Genomic DNA, 23,689 nt, shown 5'->3' on the forward strand with positions numbered 1-23,689 from the left:
GCGATATCCGCAAAGTATGGACCCAGGCGTGGGAATCACCCATGCCGGCGTACCGGCATGGGTCGGGCGCTAGGAGGCGCGGGAAGGTTTCTCCGGGGTCTCCGCCGCTACCGCGCCACGGTCTTCCAACTGGTCGGTCTGGAACAGCGTCTCCAGCTCGACCCGCGCCTCGCGAGCGCTTTTGATCAGCGCGTCGCGGTCGTTGTAGAACAGGTGCTGGGAGGCCAGGACCTCTTCGTCGTGCCGGCGGAAACGACGGATCCGCGCGTCCGCCTGTTCCTCGCTCAGACCCAGGCCGCAGAGCACCATGCGGCTCATCTCCAGGCTGGAGAAGAAGGTCTCGCGCACCGGCTCGACCCCGGCGTCGAGCAACAGGTGGACGTGCTGGCGGTTACGCGCGCGAGCGATGATCTTCAGGTGCGGATACAGCTTGCGCACGCGCTTGGCCGTCTCGATGTTGGTCTCCGGGTCATCGGTGGCGATGACGAAGAACTCGGCCTTCTCTACCTGGGCCGCGCGAAGGATCTCCGGGCGCATCGGGTCGCCGTAGAAGATCGGGATCGCGCCGAGGGTACGGGTCAGCTCGATGGTCTCCACCGAGGTGTCCAGGGCGATGAACGGCACGCGCTGGGCGCGCAGCACGCGAGCGACGATCTGGCCCATGCGGCCGACCCCGGCGATCACCACGCGCGGGGTGTCGTCGTTGTCGATGCGTTCCATTTCCGGCGGCGGCTTCGTCGCCTCCGGCTCCTTCGCCAGCAGGCGCGCGAGGCCGAGTACCAGCAACGGGGTCAGGGCCATCGACAGGGTGATGGAAAGCACCAGCAGGTTGTGCAGGTCGTTCTGGAACAGGCCCTGGTCGCGGGCCATCTTGAACACGACGAAGGCGAACTCGCCGCCGGCCGCCAGGACCACGCCCAGGCGCAGCGCCGAGGCCTTGTCGAGGCCGCCGGAAATGCGTCCGACGAAGTACAGCACCGGCGCCTTCAGGGCGATCAGCAGCACGGTCAGGCCGAGCACCATCCACGGCGACTTGAGCAGCAGGCTGATGTCCGCGCTCATCCCCACGCTGATGAAGAACAGGCCGAGCAACAGGCCCTTGAACGGCTCGATCTGCGCCTCCAGTTCGTGGCGGTACTCCGAGTCGGCCAGCAGCAGGCCGGCGAGGAAGGCACCGAGGGCCATGGACACGCCGGCCAGCTCCATCAGCAGCGCGGTGCCCATCACCACCAGCAGCGCGGTGGCGGTGGACATGTCCTGCAGCTTGGTCTGGGCGACGATGCGGAACACCGGGCGCAGCAGGTAGCGGCCACCGACCACCACCGCGGCGATGCTGCCGACCACCTTGAGGGTCTGGGTCAGTTCGCTGCCGCCGGCGTCGCTGTGCGCACCGCTGAGCAGCGGGATCATGGCGATCAGCGGGATCGCCGCGATGTCCTGGAACAGCAGGATGGCGAAGGCCAGGCGGCCATGGGGCTGGGTCAGTTCCTTGCGCTCGGCGAGGATCTGCAGGCCGAAGGCGGTGGACGACAGCGCCAGGCCCAGGCCGAGCACCACCGCGCTGTTCACCGGCTGGTCGAAGCCGACCAGGGCCACGGTGCCGATCACCAGGCCGGTCAGCAGCACCTGCAGCAGGCCGACGCCGAACACCGACTTGCGCATCACCCACAGGCGCCGCGGCGACAGCTCCAGGCCGATGATGAACAGCAGCAATACCACGCCCATCTCGGAGATCTGCGCGACGCTTTCCGGGTTGTCCACCAGGCCCAGCACGCTGGGACCGATCAGCACGCCGGCCAGCAGGTAGCCGAGCACCGCGCCCAGTTGCAGACGCTTGGCCAGCGGCACCATGAACACCGCCGCGATCAGGAAGACCACGCCGGACTGGAGAAAACTGCTTCCGTGTTCCACGCTCAACTCCCGCTGGCGGCGCTGGCGCCGAACCGGTCGCGGATGGTGGCGATGGTCTCCACATCCATGGCGATATAGGCCTGCTTGACGAAGGCGTCGTAGGGTAGTTCGTCGCCCAGCGGCTGCAGGTAGCGGGTGCAGTAGGCGAAACGCACGAACAGCGAGCCGGGTTCCGGCTCCTCGATGGTCATGTCGAGGCTGCCGCCGGCCACCTCGGCGCTCGGCTTGATACTGTAGTGGGCACTGTCCGGCGCCTTCAGCACGACTTCGTCCTCGACCACCAGACCCGGCAGGTACAGGCGCCGGTGCAGGCGGTCGCCGTCATCGACGAGGATCTCGAAACGCTCCAGGCCGACGACGAAATACTGTGGCTCGCGCGCACGGCAGACCAGGCCTTCCCAGAGTTGCAGCCGGTCGAGGACCGGCAGGTCGACAAGTGTCCGGTCGTTGACCTGGACCAGGTGTTCGAATTGCATGTGGCTCACTTCCTGTTCGGTGCATGCGATAGGCGAGTTCTGACCGGCGATGGGTGCAGAAAGTTTTCCCGCTGCCGGCGAATCGCCAGGCCGCAGGTCCACAACGATCGCCGACAGGCATTCGAGGACGCCGCCGGGGCACCCGGCGGCACATCGACCTCACTCGGCGTCGATCTTCCAGGGAATCGGCGGAGCGCTCAAGCGCGGCCCTTCCAGGGCGTCGAGCCGGCCGAAGCGGGCATCCCCCTCCTCCCAGGCCTTCTGCGCCCGGGCGATCTCGCCCTTGCTGTGGCCGACGAAGTTCCACCACATGAAGATCTCCGCACCGAACGGTGCGCCACCCAGCAACAGCACCCGCGCGCCAGGGTCGAGTTGCAGTTGCAGGCCGTCGCGGCCGTCGCCCAGGTAGGCCAGTTCGTTCACCGCGAAATGCTCGCCGCCCACTTCCAACCCGCCTTCCAGCGGCAGCAGGCCGTACTCGAAGTGCGGGTCGAGCGTCAGTTGCAGGGTCGAGGCGTCGTGGCAGGCCAGGTCGGCACCGAGCAGCGGCGAGTAGAGCCGGCACGGCGCCTGTCGCCCGGCCAGCGCACCGGCCAGCAGGGTGAAGGTGACCCCCTGCTCCTGCCAGCGCGGCAGGTCGGGATGATGGTCGAAGGCCGGGGCGATGTCGCGCTGCTCGTAGGGCAGCGCGATCCACAACTGCGCGGCGTGGGCGTGGCGCTCGTCGGGCAGCGACTCCTCGGTGTGGGCGATGCCATGACCGGCGGTCATCAGGTTGACCTGGCCGGGGCGGATCACCTGGACGTTGCCCAGGCTGTCGCGGTGCAACGCCTCGCCCTGGATCATCCAGGTAAAGGTCTGCAGGCCGATGTGCGGGTGCGGGCCCACGGCCAGTCCGCCGCCAGGTTCGAATTCGGCGGGACCGGCATGGTCGAGGAAGCACCAGGCACCGATCATCCGCCGCTGGCGCGACGGCATCAGCCGACTGACGGTGATCCCGCCGCCGATTTCCGCGGCACGCGCGGTGACCCGTTGCAGCAGGTGTTCGCGGCGCTCCGGACAGTCCCGCGAGGAGGACAGGTCGCAACGCTCTTCGGTATTGCTCATGTTCAGGCTCTCCGGTGACGAGGCATTCAACCGCGCAGGCGGCGCACCCATAGCTGCAGGGCCTGCAACTGCTGCTGGATCAGCTCGCGCGCCTTGTCGTCGAGCAGCCGGCCCTGGGCGTCGAAGGCGTTCTGCGCGCTGGAGATCATCACTTCCGGCTTGTTCAGCGGATGAACGTCGAGGAACACCAGCGTCTGGCGCAAGTGATACTGCGCCCGCGCGGTGCCGAAACGCCCGGCACTGGCACCGAGGATCGCCGCCGGCTTGCCGGAGAACGGCTGCTCCGGCGGCCGCGAGGCCCAGTCGATGGCATTCTTCAGCACCCCGGCCATCGAATAGTTGTATTCCGGGGTGGCGAACAGCAGCGCGTCCGCCGCGCGGATCTGCTCGCGGAAGCGTTCCACCGCGGGCGGGAAGCCGAGGGCGTAGACGTCCTCGTTGTACAGCGGGATGCCGGAGATGTCCGCCAGCTCGATGCTCATGCCCGGCGGGACCAGGCCAATCGCCTCCTGCAGCGCCGCGCTGTTGTAGGAGCCGCTGCGCAGGCTGCCGGAAATGCCCAATACCTTGATGTCGTCGCTCATGCCGTGCTCCTCGTTGTGCGTGCGGGTTCAGTCGCGTAGCTGGCTGCTGACGCTGACCTCTCCGGAGAGTACACGATGGATCGGGCAGGCATTGGCGATCTCCAGCAGACGCTGGCGCTGCTCGGCGTCGAGATCGCCGGCCAGGCGGATGTCGCGGCGGATATGGGTGAAGGGCTCCGGCTTGGTGCGTTCCTCGACGATGTTCAGTTGCACGTCGATACCCTCCAGCGGCCACTCCTTGCGCTGCGCGTACATCGCCACGGTGATCGCCGTGCAGGCGCCCAGCGCCGAGAGCAGGATCTCGTGCGGCGAGGGACCGCTGTCGGCGCCGCCGAGGGCGGCCGGCACGTCGCTCAGCCACTGGTGGCTGTCGTCGCCGAGGGTCACGCGATAAGGGGTGGTGCCGAGGGAAGCGTTGACGACCTGGGTAGCCATGGGGTTTCTCCTGTGCATGGGGGGCGTGCCGGAACCTCGGGTTCCGGCGAAGCGGCGTTCCGATGAAAACATCTGGACGGAAAACGACACAAGGCACCCGATGGTCGGAGTGCCTTGTGTCCGGGACAGCGGCGAAGCCGGCTTACTTCTTCGTGCCGAAGCTCTGGATCAGGTTGGCGTACGCCGGCAGGTGGCCGCCGAGGATGGCACCGAAGCCTTCGATGTCGTTGCGCCAGTCGCGGTGCAGTTCGCAGCCGACGCTGAACCAGTTCATCAGTTGCGCGCCGGCGGCGGTCATGCGCGCCCAGGCGGCGTCGCGCACCACCGGGTTGAAGGTGCCGGAGGCGTCGGTGACGACGAATACGTCAAACCCCTCCTCCAGTGCCGAGAGGGTCGGGAAGGCTACGCAGACATCGGTCACCACGCCGGCGATGATCAGTTGCTTCTTGCCGGTGGCCTTGACTGCCTTGACGAAGTCCTCGTTGTCCCAGGCGTTGATGTTGCCGGGGCGGGCGATGTACGGGGCCTGCGGAAACATTTCCTTGAGTTCCGGCACCAGCGGGCCGTTGGGGCCATCCTCGAAGCTGGTGGTGAGGATGGTCGGCAGGTTGAAGAACCTGGCGATGTCGGCCAATGCCAGGACGTTGTTCTTGAACTCGTCCGGGCTGAAATCGCGGACCAGGGAGAGCAGGCCTGCCTGGTGGTCGACGAACAGCACCGCCGCATCGTTCTTGTCGAGTCGCTTGTAGGTGAAGGACATGGTGTTTCTCCGGTCTCGGGCGGCGTCCGTCGCCGCGCGGTGTGAAACGAAGCGCCTCCTGGGAGGCAAGCATGGGCGGTCTCGGGAGCGCACGCCGCCCATCAAGAGTAGTGACAGCGACAGCGATTTACCGCCCGGTAAAATGCGAAAACGGTGTTCTCGATACGAGAACAATTCCATTCCCCGGGCGCGCTACGCTTGCCCTGCCATTGTCTTTCCCGTACGTGCGACGCGCGCATCCCCTTACCAGGAGTTCTCCCGCATGCGACAGTCTGCCTCCCGATTGTTTCGAGATTCGCCATGAGCCTGCGCCTTGAAGACATACAGGCCTTCCTCAACGTGGTCGAGCTGGGCAGCATCAGCGCCGCCGCCGAACGCATGAGCCTGTCCAAGTCCGTGATCAGCAAACGCGTCAGCGACCTGGAGCGCCACCTCGGCGTGCGCCTGCTCTACCGCTCGACGCGCAACGTCGAGCCGACCGAGGCCGGCGGCTTCTTCTACAAGTCGGCCAAGGCCTCGCTGCAGGACCTGAACAACGCCGCGGAAAGCGTGGCCCTGCGCGAGAACGACCTGTGCGGGGAATTGCGGGTGATGGCGCCGATGAGCTTCGGCACGCTCTGGCTGGGGCCGCTGGTGATGGAATTCATGGCGCGCAACCCGCGCCTGGAAGTGGTCCTGCAACTGGACGACCGGATCGTCGACTTCGAGAAGGAAGGCTACGACCTGGCGATCCGCATCACCCGCCTGCAGGACAGCTCGCTGATCGCCCGCCAACTGGGCACCAGCCGCCGGGTAGTGTGTTGCAGCCCGGAATACCTGGAACGGCACGGCCCGCTGCAACGTATCGAAGACATCCTCTGCCATCCCTGCATCGGCTACAGCCACAACACCCCGTCGCAGCTATGGAGCTTCGAGCCGCGGGTGGCCGGCGAGCCGGCGCGGATGATCACCCCGCGCGGACGCTTCAACACCAACAACGGCCAGACCATGCGCGACGCCGCGGTGCGTGGCCTGGGCCTGGCGATGCTGCCGCTGTTCATCGCCGCCGAGGACCTGGCCGCCGGCCGGCTGGTCGAGGCCCTGCCGCAGGAGCGGCCGCTGGACGACCTGATCTACGCCATGTATTCGCGAGCGGCAACCCTCTCGCCGAAAGTGAAGCTGTTCGTCCAGTTTCTCCAGCAGGCCCTGGGCAGCCCGCCGTGGGGCGTGCGCTGAGCCTCGCTCAGCGCTTGCGACAGACGCTCAGCCCGTCGCCGATCGGCAGCAGCGAGTAGTCCACCCGCGCGTCGTTCTTCAGCGCCAGGTTGAGCTGCTGGATGCCGCGGGTATCCGCACTCTTCGGCTGCGCTTCGAGCACCCGGCCGCTCCACAGCACGTTGTCGAAAAGCACCAGCCCACCCTGGCGCACCAGCGCCAGCGCGGCCTCCAGGTATTCGGGGTAGTTGGCCTTGTCGGCGTCGATGAAGGCCAGGTCGAACTGCCCGGCCAGGCCTTCGTCGAGCAACGCACGCAGGGTTTCCAGGGCGGGCCCGAGGCGTAGCTCGATGCGCTCCTCGACAGCGGCTTCGCGCCAGTAGCGGCGCGCAGTCAGGTGGTAGTCGCCGGGCAGGTCGCAACAGGTAAGACGCCCCTGCTCGCCAAGGGCGGTAGCCATGCACAGGGCGCTGTAGCCGGTGAAGGTGCCGACCTCCAGCGCCCGCCGCGCGCCGATCAGGGTCAGCAGCAAGGCGATGAACTGGCCCTGCTCGGGGGCGATCTGCCAGCGTGCGTTGGGCAGCTTCGCGGTTTCCTCGCGCAGGCGGGTCATCAGCGGGGTTTCCCGCAGCGAAACGTCCAGCAGGTAGCGGTAGAGGTTGTCGTCGAGGTTGAGGGTGCGGGTGGTCATCGGCCCGGACCTCCCCGCCTCAGGGCACCCGCGCCAACGGCGACGGCGCGACCAGCACGCGCTTGGCGTCCAGGTACGCGCGTTGCCAGTAGCTGTTCTGCAGGCTGTCCAGGCGCACCGTGCCGCCGGTGCGCGGCGCATGCACGAAGCGACCCTCGCCGACGTAGATGCCGGCATGGCTCACGGTGCGACCACCGGAGGTGGCGAAGAACACCAGGTCGCCGGTCTGCAGGGCCTGCACCGGCACGCTGGGCGCGCGCATGGAAATCATCTCGCGGGTCGAGCGCGGCAGCTTGATGCCGGTCATGTCGCGGTAGACGAAGTTGATCAGGCCGCTGCAATCGAAGCCCGAATCGGGCGTGTTGCCGCCCCAGCGGTAGGGCGTGCCGACCAGGCCGAGGGCACGGAACAGCACATCGTCGGCGGCGGGCGAGAAATTCGTCGCCGGACGGAATACGACCTGTTTGGCGGGCGCGGGGGGCGGCGCTTTGCTGGCGCAGGCGGTAAGCAGCGCAGCAAAGGCGAGGATCGAGAATCGGGCCAGTGCATGCATAGTGGAAGCCTTCCTGGTGAGGAATGCTTCCACTTTGCTACGACAAGGAGTTAAACGCAATACTTAAAGTAAAACTTTAAGTTTAGCGCTTGCTCGTCAGGGCATCCTTGTAGCCGGGTTCGAGCACCCGCTTGGCTTCCATGTAGCTCAGGCTCCAGTAGCTGGAGTCCAGGCTGTCCACCCGCACCCCGCCGCCGCGACGGCTGGCGGAATGGATGAACTGGCCATCGCCGATGTAGATGCCGGCGTGGCTGACGCGGCCACGGCCACGGTTGTTGAAGAACAGCAGGTCGCCGGGCTGCAGCTCGTCCTTGGAGACCAGCGGTACGTCCATATCGATGAGTTCGCGGGTGGAGCGCGGCAGCTTGATGCCGGCCTCCTCGCGGAACAGGTAGCCGACGAAGCCGCTGCAATCGAAGCCTTTCGCCGTCGTACCGCCGAAACGGTACGGCGTACCGATCAGTTCGAAAGCGCGCTCGAGGATGCTGGACGCCAGCGCAGGCGTACCAGCCGATGAATTGTCCGCCCCTTCGTCCTCAACATCCTGCCAAGCGATCGCGTCGCGTTCGACGTCGATGCTGCTCTTGGCTGCGGTCGGCTCTTTGGCGACCTGCGGCTCCGGCGAATGGCTGGCGCAAGCGGCCAGCAGCAGAACGAAACTCATGGGCACGAGGGGTGCTAAGCGTTTAAGCATGGGCACGACCGTGTCTCATTAGTTTTACTAGCGGGCTAATTTGCCTTCTCGATCAATCCTATGCAAGTTTTTTATCGATAAATGTGACTTACCACCTGCGGCATGATGTCTAAGGCTCGTCCTGTCATTTTCACATCGACCCGCTCGCTGAGGTCGGTCACGCCAGGATTCACCTCCGCGGTGAAGCCTCCCGCCTGCCGCGTGCGCAGCACCGGTTCGACGATATAGGGGAAGCTCGCGGTGGTTCCCACCACCAGCACCGCATCGAAGCCTTTGCGCAATTCGCGGTACAGGGTATCGATCGCCTCTTCCGGCAACATTTCCTCGAACAGCACCACCGGCGGCCGCAGCACCCCACCGCAAGCGGCGCAGCGCGGCGGCAACTGGCCGTGCAGATGCTCCTCCAGGCCGCCGCTCTCGGCACCGCAGGACTGGCAGTAGAGCGGCGCCAGTTCGCCATGGATCTCGATCAGCCGCTCGGCCGGCGAGCCGGCCTGGCGATGGAAGCCGTCGATGTTCTGGGTCAGCACCCAGCATTCCGGCTTGTGCTTCTGCAACTCGGCGATGGCTTCGTGGCCGGCGTTGGGTCGGGCCGCCAGGCAAGCCTTGCCGAGTTCCGCGAGGTACTTCCAGCACAGCGCCGGATCGCGCCGCAGCATCGGTCCGGAAAGTGCCGCCTCGATCGGCAGGCCCTCTTCCGTGCGACCGTTGTAGAGACCGCCTAGGCCGCGATAGGTGGGCATACCGGAATCCGCGGAGAGGCCGGCGCCAGTGATGACCAGGATGCGTTCGGCGCGCCGCAGGGCCTGGGCGACGGTGGCGATCGGGCTGTGGCTGTCCATGGTTGGCTCCTGTCAGGCTGGCGGATCGAGGGAAGCCGGCAAGCCGAGCCGGCGCATGCGCCCGAGCAGGGTCGTGCGCGGAATCCGCAACCGGGCGGCGGCCCGGGAGAGATTGCCGCGCGCCTGGCGCAAGGCGTCTTCTATCAGGTTGCGCTCCTGTTGCGCCAGCGCCTCGCGCAGGCCTCCGACCGCCGCGCTGTTCATCGAGAGCGCGGCCTCGCCGCCCACGGCCTCGGCGCCGTCGTCGGCGAACGCCACCTCATCCAGCAGTGCGCCGCCCTCCCCGTGCAGCAACAGGCTGCGCCGGATCACGTTTTCCAGTTGCCGGACGTTGCCCGGCCAGTCGCAGGCCAGCAACTGCGCCAGCGCCCGCTCGCCAAGAGCGGTGACACGCGGGTTGAGGCTGCGCGCATCGCGACGGACGAACGCCCGTGCCAGCAGTTCCACATCGCCGGGGCGCTCGCGCAGCGGCGGGATGCACAGGCTGCCCACGTCCAGACGGTAGTACAGGTCCTCGCGCAGGCGTCCCTCGGCGATCGCCTGGCGCGGCGGCTGGTTGCTCGCCGCGATCAGGCGCACATCGGCCCGCTGCGGGCTCAGGCTGCCCAGAGGCAGGTAGCTGCCGTCCTGCAGGACCCGCAGCAGCTTGCTCTGCATGGCCATCGGCATGGAATTGATCTCGTCGAGGAACAAGCTGCCGCCCTGGGCCAGGGCGAACATGCCCTTGCGGTTCTCGGCGCCGGTGAAAGCGCCGCGGGTGGTGCCGAACAGGGTACTTTCCAGCAGCGTCTCGGGAATCGCTGCGCAGTTCAGGCTGATCATCGGACCGCTGCGTCGCGGGCTCAGGGCATGGGCGCGACGGGCGAACAGTTCCTTGCCGGTGCCGGTCTCGCCATGGATCAGCAGCGGCAGGTCGGTGGCGGCGAAAACGTCCAGGCGCTGCAACTGCCGCAGCAGGCTCGGCGCCACGCTCAGGATGTTCGGGCAATCCGCCAGGCCTGCGGCCTCTTCGGTCTCGGCGACGACTTCGCCGAGTTCCATCGCGCCGAGCAGGCAACCGTCGCGCCCGCGCAGCGGGATCGCCCGGTGGCGATACTGCAACAGCTCGCCGCCGGCCCCCACGTAGGCCTGCAGCGTATCGATCGACGGCCGCCCTTCGGCCAGGCAACGCAACAGCGTGCTTTGCTCGGCCGCCAGCCAGGGAGCGCTCTGCAACAGGTGCATACCCAACGCCCGCTGCGGGTCGAGACCATCGAGCAGGCCGCTGGCACGGTTGTAGTAGACGAAGCGACCGGAGGGGTCGACCACCGTGACCGGTTGCCGCAGGCCGTCGAAAATCGGCGCCAGGCAGTCCACCAACCAGGCCAGTTCACCGCTTCGCGTGGAAATCGTCGGCTCCTCGACAAGCGCCATGCTCTCCCCCTCGGTTTCCCGGATGTCGAAATCTCGTCAGTTGTCCCATCTTCGACGCAGCGCGACCGAGCATCCTTGGCGTGGATCAACCAAGCCCTCGGAAAACCAGGAAAATCCTCCGATTTATCAAGGATTTCCAAGGCAATTCCCGGGCGTTGGCTGGCGCGTGGCTTGCAACGACCTCGTCGTCCCCACACGAGGAAAATCGTCATGTTCAAGCACATCATCGCTCGCACGCCCGCCCGCAGCCTGGTCGACGGCCTGACCTCCAGCCACCTCGGCAAGCCGGACTACGCCAAGGCCCTGGAGCAGCACAACGCCTACATCCGCGCCTTGCAGACCTGCGACGTGGACATCACCCTGCTGCCGCCGGACGAACGCTTCCCCGACTCGGTGTTCGTCGAGGACCCGGTGCTCTGCACCTCGCGCTGCGCCATCATCACCCGCCCCGGCGCCGAATCGCGGCGCGGCGAGACCGAGATCATCGAGGAAGCCGTGCAGCGCTTCTATCCGGGCAAGGTCGAGCGCATCGAGGCACCCGGCACGGTGGAAGCCGGCGACATCATGATGGTCGGCGACCACTTCTACATCGGCGAATCGGCCCGCACCAACGCCGAGGGCGCCCGGCAGATGATCGCGATCCTGGAGAAACATGGCCTCAGCGGCTCGGTGGTGCGCCTGGAAAAGGTCCTGCACCTGAAGACCGGGCTCGCCTACCTGGAACACAACAACCTGCTGGCCGCCGGCGAGTTCGTCAGCAAGCCGGAGTTCCAGGACTTCAACATCATCGAGATCCCCGAAGAGGAGTCCTACGCCGCCAACTGCATCTGGGTCAACGAAAGGGTGATCATGCCCGCCGGCTATCCCCGGACCCGCGAGAAGATCGCCCGCCTCGGCTACCGGGTGATCGAGGTGGACACCTCCGAATATCGCAAGATCGACGGCGGCGTCAGTTGCATGTCGCTGCGCTTCTGAACCATGCCGCGGCGGACCGACCCGCCGCCTCCCGCCGTCGCACCCCGGCGCAGGCTCCGCCTGCGCCGGGCGCGACATACCGGATGCAGTTTCGGAGGTGCCACATGGCCGATTCGGACAAGGGAAAACTGGGGCTGCCGGCGCTGACCGCGCTGGTGGTGGGCGGCATCATCGGCAGCGGCATCTTCAGCCTGCCGCAGAACATGGCCGAAGGCGCAGGCGCCGGCGCGATCCTGATCGCCTGGGCGATCACCTTCGTCGGCATGCTGACCCTGACGCGGATATTCCAGTGGCTGTCGACCACCCGCCCCGAACTGGACGACGGCGTCTACGGCTACGCCCGCGAAGGCTTCGGCGAATACCTGGGGTTCAATGCCGCCTGGGGCTACTGGATTTCCGCCTGGGTCGGCAACGCCGGCTACCTGGTGGTGCTGTTCAGCGCCCTCGGCTCGTTCGGCGCGCTGGCCTTCTTCGGCGACGGAACCACCTGGCCGGCGCTGCTCGGCGAATTGACGGTGCTCTGGCTGATGCATGCCTTCGTCCTCCACGGCGTGCACAACGCGGCGATCACCAACGCCATCGTGACCCTCGCCAAGGTGGTGCCGATCGCCCTGTTCATCCTCTGCGTAGCCCTGGCCTTCCGCATCGAGACCTTTCACCTGGACTTCTGGGGCAGCCCGGCCCTGGGCAGTGTCACCCGCCAGGTGGAAACCACCATGCTCTACACCGTCTGGGTATTCCTCGGCATCGAGAGCGCCACGGTCTATGCCAGCCACGCGCGGCACGCGGCCGATGTCAGCCGCGCAACCCTGCTCGGCTTCGTGGTCACCCTGCTGTTGCTGGTCTGCGTCTCGGTGCTGTCGCTGGGCGTGGTGCCGCAGCACGAACTGGCGCAGATGAAGAACCCCTCGATGGCCCAGGTGATGGCCGCGGCGGTGGGCCCCTGGGGCGCCACGCTGATCAACGTCGGGTTGATCGTCTCGGTCGGCGGCGCGCTGCTGGCCTGGACCATGCTCGCGGTGGAAATGCTCTACCTGGCCAGCCGTGGCCCAACGCACACCGCGCCGGCACTGTTCGGCCGCACCAATGCGGTGGAAACCCCGGCGCCGGCACTGTGGCTAACCAGCACGCTGATCTCTGCGCTGCTGCTGGTGGCCTTCCTCAACGCCTCGGGCTACAACGCGCTGATCCAGTTGGCCACCTCGATGGCGCTGATCCCCTACCTGCTCTGCGCCGGCTTCTGCCTGAAGCTGGTGGCGCGCCGCCCGCACTCGGGCGCGATGCTGGCGCTGGCGCTGTTGGGGACGCTCTACGGGGTCTGGCTGATCTACGCCGCCGGGCTGAAATACCTGCTGCTGTCGATGATCCTCTACGCGCCAGGCCTGGGCTTCTTCCTGCATGCCCGTCGCCAGCGCGGCCTGCCGGCGTTCGGCAATCGCGCCGAAGGCAGCGTCGCGGCGCTGGTACTGGTCCTCGCGCTGGCGGCGCTGTGGATGATCGGCAGCGGTCGGCTGACCCTCTAACTCAATGATTGACCGTATGTGCCAGCATCACCGACAGCTGGCACAGCGGCCGGCCGCTCTCCTCGCGCCACTGGTTGAAGGCTCCCTGGACGGCCGCCAGGTCCTTGAGGCTGGTGGGCGGTTTGTCGATGATCTCCTGGGCCTTCAGCGCGGCGACCATGTCGTCGCTGGGAATGAAGGTGTCCTTGCCGGCCATCCGCAGGAAACGCGGCGCCGACAAGCCGCCGAGCTGGTTGCCGCGCTTGCTCAGCAGCTTCCACAGGCCGACGATGTCGGTTTCCGGCCAATCCGCGAGGAAGTTGCCGAAGCTGCCATGTTCGCGGGCCAGGTCGAGCACCATCTGCGCATTGCGCGGCACGCTCTTGAGCTTGCCCAGGTGGCGGATCAGGCGGGCGTCCTGCATCAGCCGCTCGAGATGCTCGGCGCTCATGAGCACGACCTTCTGCGGATCGAAGCCGAAGAACACTTCCTCGAAGGCCGGCCACTTGGCGTCCACCAGGCTGTGCTTGAGGCCGGCGCGGAAGATCCGCAGGCTGATCAGCGACAGGTAGCGGTCGTCACCCACCGCGCGCAGCTCGGCGGCGCTCTTCGGCTGCGGCAGGCGCGCTTCCAGCGCCTCCCTGGAGCCGAAGCGGTTCAGGCAGTATTCGTACATCCAGGCGTAGTCGCGCATCGGGAATCCTTGCAGACCGGAGAGAAGAACTGACTCGCGGCGCGACTCAGAGGTTCATCACGTCGAGGAAGCGCGGCGTGGCGTTCTCGTCGATGCGCAGGTTGGCGAAGTCGAACAGGTTGCGGTCGGCCAGTTGCGACGGCACCACGTTCTGCAGGGCGCGGAACATGATCTCGGTACGCCCCGGCGATTTGCGTTCCCATTCCAGCAGCATTTCCTTGACCACCTGGCGCTGCAGGTTCTCCTGCGAACCGCAGAGGTTGCAGGGGATGATCGGGAACTCCTTGAGCTGGGAATAGGCCTCGATGTCCTTCTCGCTGCAATAGGCCAGCGGCCGGATCACCACGTTGCGCCCGTCGTCGGCCAGCAGCTTCGGCGGCATGGCCTTCAGGGTTCCGCCGTAGAACATGTTGAGGAAGAAGGTCTCGAGGATGTCGTCGCGATGGTGACCGAGGGCCATCTTGGTCGCGCCGATCTCGTCGGCGAAGGTGTACAGCGTGCCACGGCGCAGGCGCGAGCACAGCGAGCAGGTGGTCTTGCCTTCCGGGATCTTCTCCTTGACCACCGAGTAGGTGTCCTTCTCGACGATGTGGTACTCGACGCCGATCGACTTCAGGTACTCCGGCAGGACATGCTCGGGAAAACCGGGCTGCTTCTGGTCCATGTTCACCGCGACGATCTCGAAGCGGATCGGCGCGACCTTCTGCAGGTAGAGCAGGATGTCGAGCATGGTGTAGCTGTCCTTGCCGCCGGACAGGCAGACCATGACCTTGTCGCCATCCTCGATCATGTTGAAGTCGGTGATGGCCTCGCCGGCCAGGCGGCGCAGGCGCTTCTGCAGTTTGTTCTGATTGACCGAAAGGGTGCCCATGGTGCTCTGGAATCCGGGTGTTCGAGGAGAAAAGCTGGCTATTTTACGCACAAAGCGACGCCGACCCCAGCCCCTCCCGACGCCCGATGCTAGTCTTGTCCCATGACTCCCGACCTCGACCACCGCCTCGACCTCGCCGGGCAGATCCTCTGCCTGCTGCGCGAGCATCCCGAGGGGCTTTCCGAATACCAGTTGATCCAGCTGCTGAAGGCCCGCCATTCGACGCATATCCCCCATCGCGAACTGGCCGACAAGCTGGTGCTGTTCCGCACCCATTTCCTCCTGTTCAACGCGCTCTACCACCTGCGCGACCACCTCTGGGCCGAGCGCGAGGCGCACCTGGAGATCAGCCCGCTGAGCCTGCGCCTGCATCCTTACGTGGATGGCACGCAGGCGCTGGAACAGGGCGATCCGCTGCGCGACTACTACCTCGACCTGCGTCACCTGGGGGAGACCAGCGAGGCCGACGTCGAGCGGCTGCTGCAGAGTTTCTGGACGCGCATGCAGGGCAGCGAGGAGAAGGCCGCCGCCCTCGCCCTGTTCGAGCTGGAAGGCGCGGTCGACTATCCCGCCATCAAGCTGCGCTACCGGCAACTGGTCAGCCAGCACCATCCCGACCGCGGCGGCAGCACTGCGCGCCTGCAATCGATCAACAAGGCGATGGAAATACTGCAACGCTATTACAGCCGGCCGTGAAGCTTCGATTTGCTCTAAACCCGCGAGCGACGCGGGCTCGGGCCGTTCCTATACTGCGACATAAGGTCGCATAGGTCGGCCGAGCACCGGGTGGCGCTGTCCATGCGCGCCCGGCGCTTCGCTGGGGGGCGACCACATAAGAACGAGGAGGAAACGGCATGATCCATCATGTATGGGGGCTCTTCACCCATCCCGATCAGGAATGGCAGGAAATCCGTGGCGAAGAAGAAAGCATCAGCCACATGTACCTGACCCACATCCTGATCCTGGCTGCCATTCCGGCGATTTCCGCCTATATCGGCACGACCCAGGTCGGCTGGGTGGTCGGCGGCGGCGATCCGGTCAAGTTGACCCAGGCCAGCGCGTTGCAGATGACGGTCCTCACCTACCTGGCGATGCTCGCCGGGGTGGCGGTGATGGGCGCGTTCATCCACTGGATGGCGCGGACCTACGACGCCAACCCGAGCCTGACCCAGTGCATCGTGTTCGCCGCCTACAACGCCACGCCGCTGTTCATCGCCGGGCTGGCGGCGCTGTATCCGCACCTCTGGCTGGGAATGATCGTCGGGGTGGCGGCGATCAGCTACACGGTCTACCTGCTCTACGTGGGGATTCCCACCTTCATGAACATCCACAAGGACGAAGGCTTCCTGTTCTCCAGCTCGGTGCTGGCGGTGGGCCTGGTGGTGCTGGTGGCGATGATCGCCCTGTCGGTGATCCTCTGGGGCAGCGGGGTCGGCCCGGAATACACCAGCTGACGTCCAGCGAACGCATCGTACGACCGGGCCGCGGGCAACCGCCGCCCGGTTTTTTCTTGCCCGCCGCCGCGCTTGCCTGATCCTGCACCCCGGACGAGCGGTCGTCCCGACGCCTGCGCCCGCCCTCCTGTCTCCGGCATAATCGCCCGCTGCTGGAGTCTTCCCGAATGCCCGAACACCTCAACGCCCGCGTCGAGGCCTGCTATCGGCAGGCCGAACACTTCTTCCAACGCAGCTTCCCCCGCCCGACCGTCAGCTTCCGCCTGCGCGGCCAGAAAGCCGGGGTCGCCCATCTCGACGAGAACCTGCTGCGCTTCAATCCCCAGCTGTACCGCGAGAACCGCGAGCACTTCCTGGAACAGACCGTGGCCCACGAAGTCGCGCACCTGATCGCGCACCAGTTGTTCGGCCCGCGCATCCGCCCCCACGGCGAGGAGTGGCAGTTGATCATGCGCGGCATCTACGGCCTGCCGCCGGACCGCTGCCACACCTACGCGGTCAAGCGCCGCGCCACCACCCGCTACCTGTACCGCTGCCATTGCCCGGAGCACAACGACTTCCCGTTCTCCCCACAACGCCACACCCTGGTGGCCAAGGGGCGCCGCTACTACTGCCGGCGCTGCAAGGCGACCCTGGTGTTCACCGGCGAAGTGCTCCGCGAGTGATTCAGGCGATGGCCCCGGCCGCCTTCAGCTCGGCGATCCGTTCGGCGGAGTAGCCCAGGCCTTCGAGCACCGCCACGGTGTCGGCGCCGAGCGCCGCGCCGATGTGGCGAGGCGCCGGCAGGCCGGCGGAAAACTTGATCGGACAGGCCATCTGCGCCTGGCTGCCGCCGTCCGCCAGCGGCACCCGGGCGACCAGCCCGCGCGCCTGCAACTGCGGGTGTTCCAGCGCCTCGGAGAGCGGCAGCAGCGGCTCCACGCAGGCATCCAGGGCGGCGAACACCGCCTGCCATTCGGCGAAGTCGCGTTTCTCGAACTCCATCTCGATCTCGCGCTTCAGCGCCCGCTGCTCTTCCGGCTTCGGCGACAGGCCGCGGGCGGCCAGTTCCGGGCGGCCGATGGCGGCGCAGAACTGCTGCATGAACTGCGGTTCCAGGCTGCCTACCGAGAACCAGCGGCCATCGCGGGTGCGGTAGTAGTCGTAGAAGCTGCCGCCGTTCAGCGCCAGCGCCTCCATCTCCGGCTCGACCCCGGCCGCGAGATAGCCTGCACCGGCCATGCCGTTCAGGCTGAAGGCGCAGTCGGTCATGCTGATGTCGACGAACTGCCCCTCGCCGGTCTGCTGCCGGTGGATGACCGCCGCCAGCAGGCCCATCACGCCATGCAACGAACCGCCGGCGAGGTCCGCCAGTTGCACCCCCAGCGGCAACGGGCCACGCTCGCGGCGCCCGGTGTAGCTGGCGACGCCGGCCAGCGCCAGGTAGTTGATGTCATGCCCGGCGCGCTCGCGGTACGGCCCGGTCTGGCCGTAGCCGGTGATGGCCACGTAGATCAGCCGCGGGTTCGCCGCCTTCAGCGCCTCGTAGCCGACGCCGAGCTTGTCCATCACCCCCGGACGGAACTGTTCGAGGACGATGTCGTATTCGCGTACCAGCTCCAGCACCACCTCGCGCGCGCCCTGCCGCTTCAGGTCGAGGCCGATGGAACGCTTGTTGCGGTTCAGGTAGGCATGGCTGGCCGAGGTGCCGTCGACGTGCGGCGGCAGCACCCGCACCAGGTCCATGCGCCCGGGCGACTCCACGCGCAGCACGTCCGCCCCCATGTCGGCCAGCAGCAGCGAGGCGAACGGCCCCGGCAACAGGGTCGAGAAATCCAGCACTTTCAACGATGACAACGGGCCTTTCATGCTCCCTCCTCTGGGTCGCCGGGCATTGGTCGGGATCGCCTGCCGAGCAGCCTATCCACCCGCCGCGCGGCGCGACATGGCCGTGGCGTCAGAGCTTCATGCCGCGGCTGATGATCTCTTTCATGATCTCCGAGGTACCGGCGAAGATCCGCTGGATGCGGGCGTTGGCGTACATCCTGCAGATCGGATACTCCCACATGTAGCCCCAGCCGCCATGCAGTTGCACGCCTTCGTCGACCACCTTGCCCAGCAGCTCGGTGGTGAACAGCTTGGCTTCGGCGGCGACCTCGGGGGACAGCTTCTTCTGGTTGTGGTCCATCACGCAGCGGTCGGTGAAGACCTGCGCCACGTCGATCTGGGTACGCATTTCGGCGAGCTTGAAGCGGGTGTTCTGGAAGTGCGCCACCGGCCGGCCGAAGGCCTGGCGCTCCTTCACGTAGTCGATGGTCGCCTGCAACGCCGCCTCGGCCCCGGCCACCGCGCCGCAGGCGTTGGTCAGGCGCTCCTGGGCGAGCATGTTCATCAGGTAGAAGAAGCCGCCCTTGGCGTCGCCCAGCAGGTTTTCCTTCGGCACCCGCACATTGTTGAAGAACAGCTCGGCGGTGTCCTGGCTCTTCATGCCGAGCTTCTTCAGGTTGCGCCCGCGCTCGAAGCCTTGCATGCCGCGCTCCACCAGGAACAGGCCCATGGCGTGCTTGTTCGCCGGATCGGTCTTCGCCGCGACGATCACCAGGTCGGCCAGCAGGCCGTTGGAGATGAACACCTTGGAGCCGTTGAGCAGCCAGTGGTCACCCTTGTCCACCGCGGTGCTGCGCATGCCGGCCAGGTCGGAGCCGGCGGACGGCTCGGTCATGGCCACGGCGAGGATGGTCTCGCCACGGACGATCCCCGGCAACAGGCGGGCCTTCTGCTCGGCGCTACCGTATTCGGCGATGTACGGCCCGCACAACGCCGAGTGCAGCGGGATCATGAAGCCCGGTTCGTTGATCCGCGCCAGCTCCTCGCACATGATCTGCTCGTAGCGGAAGTCCTTGAGCCCGGCGCCACCGTACTCCTCGTCCGCCCAGGGCAGCAGGAAGCCCATCTCCCCCGCCTTCCTCCAGACAGCGCGGTCGACCACCCCGGCCTCTTCCCAGACGTCCTGGTGCGGCACCACCTCTTTGTCGAGAAAGGCGCGGAAGGCATCGCGGAACAGGTTGTGTTCGGTCTCGAAGATCTGCCGTTGCATGTACGGGGACTCCCTGCGGTCAGTGGTTCCGCAGGGTAGGCGGCGCCAGCCGGCGCCCTCAATGACGCGAGCGCTCAGGCTCGGTTGACCGAATCGGTCAGCTACCAGTCCATGCTCGCCGGCTGCACGCCCGGGTGGGACGGGAACAACGGCAGCACCTCCTCGGCCAGTTCCTGGATGACTTCCGCTGCCGGCCTGGCGGCGAACTGGATGCCCAGGGCGGCATGGTTGACGCCCGCCGCGCGCCATTCGCCGAGCAGCTCGATCAGGCCGTTGCGCCCGGTGCGCAGGACGTAGCCGCCGTGCAACGGCGTACGCGGATACGCCGGGTCGTCCACCAGGTCCAGCCATTCGTTGGTCATGTGCGGGCGGAACCCGCCGTCCGCGATGGACATCCTCCAGGCGCGGATCTTCCGGGCCAGGCGACGTGGTCCGGACGCATCGACAGTCGACTCCGGATAGGTCAGCCAGCCATCCGCCTGGCGTGCCAGCCAGTCCGCCGGCTGCCGCGCGGAGCCGGTGACGACCAGCGGGATGGCGCCGGCCGGCGGACGCGGCAACAGTTCGGCGTCGTCCAGCGTACCGAGCGGCGAGGCGACGTGCCGGCAGCCGTGCAGCAGTTGGCGCAGGTAGTCCAGGCCCTGGGCGAACCGCTCGCCGCGCTGCGCATGCTCCAACCCGTAGGCGGGGAACTCCACCGGCCGGTCGCCGGAGGCGAGGCCCAGCACCAGGCGTCCGCCGGACAACCGGTCGACGCTCGCCGCGGCCTTGGCCAGGTCGACCGGTTGGCGCAGGGCAAGCACCGCGCTGCCGGTGGCCAGGGCGATACGGCGGGTCCGCGCGGCCAGATAGCCAAGGTAGGTGAACGGGTCGAACACTTGTCCGGCATCGCCGAAGCGTGGGTCGAACAGCGGTACGTCGCGTACCCAGACGGCGGCAAATCCCAGTCGATCGATTTCTTCGACCAGCCGCGCCTGGCCCAGCAGCACCCGCATGTCGCCCTGGTAGAAACGCAACGGCAGGAACAGGCCCAGGGTCAGCGCGTCTGCGGCGAACATGCGCCGATAGCCAGGGTGCCCGACGAAGGCCGGCGCCGAGGCGCCTTGCAGCAGGGCGCTCATGGACCCACCGCCGGTTCCGGCAGGAGGATCCCGCGCTGCACCGCAGGCCGCAGGGCCATGCGCCGGTGCCAGTCGTCCAGGTGGCGATAATGGCTGAAGTCGAAGTCGACGATCCGCGCCGTATGGGTCCAGCCGAAGGTGGCGATATCGGCGATGGAGTATTGCTCACCGGCCAGCCAGGGCCGTCCGGCCAGGCGCTGGTCGAGGGTGGCGAAAACCTCCTCGGAGAGCCGCCGATAGCGTTCGATGGCCGGCGGGTACCGCTCTTCGGCGAATATCTCGAAATGCACGCGCTGGCCGAGGATGGGCCCCATGCTGGAAGCATGGAAAGTCAGCCAGGTCAGGGCCTCCCAGCGTTCCCGGGGGGCGTCGGGAAGCAACCGCCCGCTGGTCTCCGCCAGGTACTGCAGGATCGCCGCCGACTCGAACAGGGTGATGCCGGCGGCCCGGTCTACCAGCACCGGTATCCGGCCATGTGGATTCAGGCGCAGGAATTCCGGGCGGCGTTGCTCGCCATGGTCGATGCGAACGTGGTGCAGTGCGTAGGGCAGCCCCAGTTCCTCGAGGGCGATGGTGATCTTGAATCCGTTGGGTGAACTGTCGCTGTAGAGCTGGAGGGAAGGCATGGCAAGTATCCTTGCAGCGCTGGACTATCCGGCGCCTGGGCGATGGGGGCGGCGCCGACCGGGGAAACCGCCTCGGCCGCTTCCCGCACACCGAAGAAAGCAGCTAGGCTAAAGTCTCTCGTTTCGCCACACATGCTGAAGCCCAGGCCGGCGGATGAAAAACGATCCTTTCTACAACCTGTTTATAGAAAAACTGAATTCATGGGTGCCGTCCTCCCGCTTCTCGCGCTACGCGCTTTCGTCGAAACCGCCCGCCATGGCAATCTCACCCGCGCGGCCGCGGCCATGGGCGTCACTCCCGGCGCGGTAAGCCAGCAGCTCAGGGCTCTGCAGGCGCGCACCGGCGTCGTCCTGTTCCAGCGCTTCAGCCATGGCATGCGCCTGACGCCGGAGGGCGAGCAGGTCTATCCCGGCCTCCGCCAGGCCTTCGAGCAGATCACCGCGAGCCTTGCCCAGCTGGAGGCGATCAATGCCCGCCAGACCCTCACGGTCAGCACCGAGCCCTCCTTCGCCGCCACCTGGCTGGTGCCGCGCCTCGGTCAATTCAGCGCGTCGCACCCGCAGGTGGAAGTCCGCGTGGAGGCTACGGCACTGCTCGCCGACCTGCGCCGGGAACGAATCGACGTCGCCATCCGCCACGGGCTCGGCGACTACCCCGGACTCGACGTGCAGGCACTGATGGCCCCGCCGCTGATCCCGGTGGCCAGCCCGCGCCTGCTGGCGGAAGGTCCTGAGATCCGCGAAGCGATCGATTGCCTGGCCTACCCGCTGTTGCAGGAGTCGGAGCGCAATGACTGGCGCCTGTGGCTGCGGGCGATGGGGGTGGAGGACGACCCGCGCAGCGAGAGAGGTCCGGCTTTCGCCGACGACCTGCTGCTGGTTCGCGCCGCCGAGGCCGGCCAGGGTATCGCGCTGGTACGGGAGATCCATGCCCGCGCCGAGATCGCCAGCGGCCGCCTGGCGGTCGCCCTCGAGCGGCCCTGGCCGAGCCGCTTCGCCTATTACGCGGTGAGCCTGCCAGGAGCGGCGCAACGAGCGCCCCTCTCGCTGTTCCTCGCCTGGCTGCGCGAGCAGGCCACCGCCGAGGCATAAAAAAACCCGCCACGAGGGCGGGTTCGAAGGGCGGCAGGGAGCTCTTCACTTCCCCCTGCCGAACAGGTTTGAGCTTAGACCGCTTCGCGGCCGCCCACCGGAATATCGCTGGCAGGCGACGAAGCGTTGCCCTCGCCGGCCAGTTCGCGCTGCAAAGTGCCCTCGTCGAGCTGCTTGCACCACTTGGAAACCACTACCGTGGCCACGCCGTTGCCGACCAGGTTGGTCAGCGCGCGGGCTTCGGACATGAAGCGGTCGATGCCGAGGATCAGCGCCAGGCCGGCGACCGGCAGGTGGCCGACGGCGGAAAGGGTCGCGGCGAGCACGATGAAGCCGCTGCCGGTGACGCCGGCGGCGCCCTTGGAAGCGATCAGCAGCACCAGCAGCAGGGTGATCTGGTGGGTGATGTCCATCGGTGTATCGGTGGCCTGGGCGATGAACACCGCGGCCATGGTCAGGTAGATCGAGGTGCCGTCGAGGTTGAAGGAGTAACCGGTGGGAATCACCAGGCCGACCACCGACTTGTTGCAGCCGAGCTTCTCCATCTTGTCGATCATCCGCGGCAGGGCCGACTCGGAAGACGAGGTGCCCAGCACGATCAGCAGTTCCTCGCGGATGTACCTGATGAAGCGCAGGATGCTGAAGCCGTGGGCGCGGGCGATGCCGCCGAGGACGATGAGCACGAACAGGATGCAGGTGATGTAGAAGCACAGCATCAGTTGGCCGAGCTGCACCAGCGAACCCACGCCGTAGGCGCCGATGGTGAAGGCCATGGCGCCGAACGCGCCGATCGGGGCGACCTTCATGATCACGTTGATGATGTTGAACATCACGTGGGAGACGCGCTCGATGAACTCGAACACCGGCTTGCCGTAGCTGCCCAGGCGATGCAGGGCGTAGCCGAAGAGCACGGAGAAGAACAGGACCTGGAGGATGTCGCCGTTGGCGAACGCGCCGACCACGGTGCCGGGGATCACGTTCATCAGGAAGTCGACAGTGCTCTGCTTCTCGCCGGCAGCGGCGTAGGCAGCGATCTTGCTGGTGTCGAGGGTGTTCGGGTCGACGTGCATGCCGGCGCCCGGCTGGACCACATTGACCACTACCAGGCCGATGATCAGGGCCACGGTGGAGACGACCTCGAAGTACAGCAGCGCCATGCCGCCGGTCTTGCCGACCGACTTCATGCTCTGCATGCCGGCGATGCCGGTGACCACGGTGCAGAAGATGATCGGCGCGATGGCCATCTTGATCAGCTTGACGAAGCCGTCGCCGAACGGCTTCATCGCCACCGCCGTTTCCGGGTACCAGTGGCCGAGCGCGATACCGATGGCGATGGCGACCAGAACCTGCACGTACAGGCTCTTGTAGAAGGGTTGTTTGGTCATGGGCAGAGTCCTCACGGGGGCGCTTCGCCAGTTCCCTGGAACGCGCTCACCGGTAGCGTTACCCCCCTTGCTGGGGAGATTTTTTGTCGTGAACCGCCGCGGCGGAACCTTGCCCAGGCATTGCAGAGGCTGTGCCAGGATGCTCTTTCTCCAAATAAAATCCTTATATATCAACAAGTTAAATAAAAAATGAAAATTGCATAGCGGGCTAAGCGTGGCGGATTACCGCCCGG

At 66.7% G+C, this 23,689-nt stretch carries 25 protein-coding genes; 7 read left to right on the forward strand and 18 right to left on the reverse strand.

Features of this window, described 5'->3' with window-relative positions:
• Positions 1 to 69 precede the first annotated feature (69 nt).
• From kefB to ycaC, 6 genes are all read right to left on the reverse strand, one after another.
• Positions 70 to 1,911 carry a glutathione-regulated potassium-efflux system protein KefB gene (gene kefB, locus ACM0M4_RS20500; protein ID WP_003112454.1) on the reverse strand — a complete coding sequence of 614 codons (1,842 nt, stop codon included), beginning with the start codon at positions 1,909 to 1,911 and terminating at the stop codon, positions 70 to 72.
• A 2-nt stretch (positions 1,912 to 1,913) separates the two neighbouring features.
• Positions 1,914 to 2,387, reverse strand: a complete 474-nt coding sequence (locus ACM0M4_RS20505) for an SRPBCC family protein (RefSeq protein ID WP_003082488.1) — start codon at positions 2,385 to 2,387, stop codon at positions 1,914 to 1,916.
• Positions 2,388 to 2,546: 159 nt separating this feature from the next.
• Positions 2,547 to 3,494, reverse strand: coding sequence for a pirin family protein (locus tag ACM0M4_RS20510; protein WP_003145400.1), 948 nt, complete (start codon positions 3,492 to 3,494; stop codon positions 2,547 to 2,549).
• Between the two features lie 26 nt (positions 3,495 to 3,520).
• Positions 3,521 to 4,078: an NAD(P)H-dependent FMN reductase gene (locus ACM0M4_RS20515; RefSeq protein WP_003082483.1), complete on the reverse strand. Its 558-nt coding sequence runs from the start codon at positions 4,076 to 4,078 to the stop codon at positions 3,521 to 3,523.
• 27 nt (positions 4,079 to 4,105) lie between these two features.
• Positions 4,106 to 4,513 carry an OsmC family protein gene (locus ACM0M4_RS20520; protein ID WP_003082478.1) on the reverse strand — a complete coding sequence of 136 codons (408 nt, stop codon included), beginning with the start codon at positions 4,511 to 4,513 and terminating at the stop codon, positions 4,106 to 4,108.
• 142 nt (positions 4,514 to 4,655) lie between these two features.
• Positions 4,656 to 5,273 (reverse strand): isochorismate family cysteine hydrolase YcaC, encoded by a 618-nt coding sequence (gene ycaC / locus ACM0M4_RS20525; RefSeq protein ID WP_003082476.1) that lies wholly within the window; start codon positions 5,271 to 5,273, stop codon positions 4,656 to 4,658.
• A 300-nt stretch (positions 5,274 to 5,573) separates the two neighbouring features.
• On the opposite strand from ycaC, the gene ACM0M4_RS20530 reads away from it, so the two are divergent.
• On the forward strand, positions 5,574 to 6,488 hold the full coding sequence (locus tag ACM0M4_RS20530) for a LysR family transcriptional regulator (protein WP_003082475.1): 915 nt from the start codon (positions 5,574 to 5,576) through the stop codon (positions 6,486 to 6,488).
• 7 nt (positions 6,489 to 6,495) lie between these two features.
• On the opposite strand, the gene ACM0M4_RS20535 is transcribed toward ACM0M4_RS20530, so the two are convergent.
• The 5 genes from ACM0M4_RS20535 to ddaR all read right to left on the reverse strand — a co-directional run bounded on the left by ACM0M4_RS20535 (position 6,496) and on the right by ddaR (position 10,660).
• A complete protein-coding gene (locus ACM0M4_RS20535; RefSeq protein WP_003086626.1) occupies positions 6,496 to 7,158 on the reverse strand; it encodes an O-methyltransferase in 663 nt (220 codons plus the stop codon).
• Positions 7,159 to 7,177: 19 nt separating this feature from the next.
• Entirely contained in the window at positions 7,178 to 7,711 is a 534-nt protein-coding gene (locus tag ACM0M4_RS20540; protein WP_003082473.1) for a C40 family peptidase, read from the reverse strand.
• Positions 7,712 to 7,793: 82 nt separating this feature from the next.
• Complete coding sequence (locus tag ACM0M4_RS20545) at positions 7,794 to 8,411, reverse strand: C40 family peptidase (protein WP_003082470.1); 618 nt, start codon at positions 8,409 to 8,411, stop codon at positions 7,794 to 7,796.
• Positions 8,412 to 8,476: 65 nt separating this feature from the next.
• On the reverse strand, positions 8,477 to 9,247 hold the full coding sequence (locus ACM0M4_RS20550; RefSeq protein ID WP_003112457.1) for an NAD-dependent deacylase: 771 nt from the start codon (positions 9,245 to 9,247) through the stop codon (positions 8,477 to 8,479).
• A gap of 12 nt (positions 9,248 to 9,259) precedes the next feature.
• Positions 9,260 to 10,660 (reverse strand): transcriptional regulator DdaR, encoded by a 1,401-nt coding sequence (ddaR, locus tag ACM0M4_RS20555; RefSeq protein ID WP_003112458.1) that lies wholly within the window; start codon positions 10,658 to 10,660, stop codon positions 9,260 to 9,262.
• A gap of 210 nt (positions 10,661 to 10,870) precedes the next feature.
• Between ddaR and ddaH the strand changes: the two genes are divergently transcribed.
• Entirely contained in the window at positions 10,871 to 11,635 is a 765-nt protein-coding gene (gene ddaH / locus ACM0M4_RS20560) for a dimethylargininase (RefSeq protein ID WP_014603162.1), read from the forward strand.
• A gap of 104 nt (positions 11,636 to 11,739) precedes the next feature.
• A complete protein-coding gene (locus ACM0M4_RS20565) occupies positions 11,740 to 13,158 on the forward strand; it encodes a basic amino acid/polyamine antiporter (RefSeq protein WP_003112459.1) in 1,419 nt (472 codons plus the stop codon).
• 1 nt (position 13,159) lies between these two features.
• Here the strand turns inward: ACM0M4_RS20565 and ACM0M4_RS20570 are convergent, their stop codons facing one another.
• Together ACM0M4_RS20570 and ttcA are read right to left on the reverse strand one after the other, a co-directional pair.
• Complete coding sequence (locus ACM0M4_RS20570) at positions 13,160 to 13,831, reverse strand: DNA-3-methyladenine glycosylase I (protein ID WP_003086605.1); 672 nt, start codon at positions 13,829 to 13,831, stop codon at positions 13,160 to 13,162.
• A gap of 46 nt (positions 13,832 to 13,877) precedes the next feature.
• Complete coding sequence (gene ttcA, locus ACM0M4_RS20575) at positions 13,878 to 14,702, reverse strand: tRNA 2-thiocytidine(32) synthetase TtcA (RefSeq protein ID WP_003082462.1); 825 nt, start codon at positions 14,700 to 14,702, stop codon at positions 13,878 to 13,880.
• A gap of 102 nt (positions 14,703 to 14,804) precedes the next feature.
• Here ttcA and ACM0M4_RS20580 point away from each other — a divergent pair, with 102 nt between their 5' ends.
• From ACM0M4_RS20580 to ACM0M4_RS20590, 3 genes are all read left to right on the forward strand, one after another.
• The gene (locus tag ACM0M4_RS20580; protein WP_003082458.1) at positions 14,805 to 15,398 is read left to right on the forward strand and encodes a DNA-J related domain-containing protein; all 594 of its coding nucleotides are present in this window, start codon (positions 14,805 to 14,807) and stop codon (positions 15,396 to 15,398) included.
• A 158-nt stretch (positions 15,399 to 15,556) separates the two neighbouring features.
• Complete coding sequence (locus tag ACM0M4_RS20585; RefSeq protein WP_003082455.1) at positions 15,557 to 16,156, forward strand: Yip1 family protein; 600 nt, start codon at positions 15,557 to 15,559, stop codon at positions 16,154 to 16,156.
• A gap of 167 nt (positions 16,157 to 16,323) precedes the next feature.
• Positions 16,324 to 16,821, forward strand: coding sequence for a SprT family zinc-dependent metalloprotease (locus ACM0M4_RS20590; protein WP_003082453.1), 498 nt, complete (start codon positions 16,324 to 16,326; stop codon positions 16,819 to 16,821).
• A 1-nt stretch (position 16,822) separates the two neighbouring features.
• On the opposite strand, the gene ACM0M4_RS20595 is transcribed toward ACM0M4_RS20590, so the two are convergent.
• The 4 genes from ACM0M4_RS20595 to ACM0M4_RS20610 all read right to left on the reverse strand — a co-directional run bounded on the left by ACM0M4_RS20595 (position 16,823) and on the right by ACM0M4_RS20610 (position 20,979).
• Positions 16,823 to 18,004 (reverse strand): CaiB/BaiF CoA transferase family protein, encoded by a 1,182-nt coding sequence (locus ACM0M4_RS20595; protein WP_003082450.1) that lies wholly within the window; start codon positions 18,002 to 18,004, stop codon positions 16,823 to 16,825.
• 88 nt (positions 18,005 to 18,092) lie between these two features.
• Entirely contained in the window at positions 18,093 to 19,232 is a 1,140-nt protein-coding gene (locus tag ACM0M4_RS20600; protein ID WP_003145419.1) for an acyl-CoA dehydrogenase family protein, read from the reverse strand.
• Positions 19,233 to 19,333: 101 nt separating this feature from the next.
• Positions 19,334 to 20,353, reverse strand: coding sequence for an LLM class oxidoreductase (locus ACM0M4_RS20605; RefSeq protein WP_003112461.1), 1,020 nt, complete (start codon positions 20,351 to 20,353; stop codon positions 19,334 to 19,336).
• Complete coding sequence (locus tag ACM0M4_RS20610) at positions 20,350 to 20,979, reverse strand: glutathione S-transferase family protein (RefSeq protein ID WP_003112463.1); 630 nt, start codon at positions 20,977 to 20,979, stop codon at positions 20,350 to 20,352. The genes ACM0M4_RS20605 and ACM0M4_RS20610 overlap by 4 nt, the downstream gene beginning before the upstream one ends.
• A gap of 201 nt (positions 20,980 to 21,180) precedes the next feature.
• Here ACM0M4_RS20610 and ACM0M4_RS20615 point away from each other — a divergent pair, with 201 nt between their 5' ends.
• The gene (locus tag ACM0M4_RS20615) at positions 21,181 to 22,071 is read left to right on the forward strand and encodes a LysR substrate-binding domain-containing protein (RefSeq protein WP_054376209.1); all 891 of its coding nucleotides are present in this window, start codon (positions 21,181 to 21,183) and stop codon (positions 22,069 to 22,071) included.
• A 74-nt stretch (positions 22,072 to 22,145) separates the two neighbouring features.
• Here the strand turns inward: ACM0M4_RS20615 and dctA are convergent, their stop codons facing one another.
• Positions 22,146 to 23,456, reverse strand: coding sequence for a C4-dicarboxylate transporter DctC (dctA, locus tag ACM0M4_RS20620; RefSeq protein WP_003082442.1), 1,311 nt, complete (start codon positions 23,454 to 23,456; stop codon positions 22,146 to 22,148).
• Positions 23,457 to 23,689 lie beyond the last annotated feature (233 nt).

Source organism: Pseudomonas sp. 18-147, assembly GCF_051048045.1.
Taxonomy (GTDB): Bacteria; Pseudomonadota; Gammaproteobacteria; order Pseudomonadales; family Pseudomonadaceae; genus Pseudomonas; species Pseudomonas aeruginosa.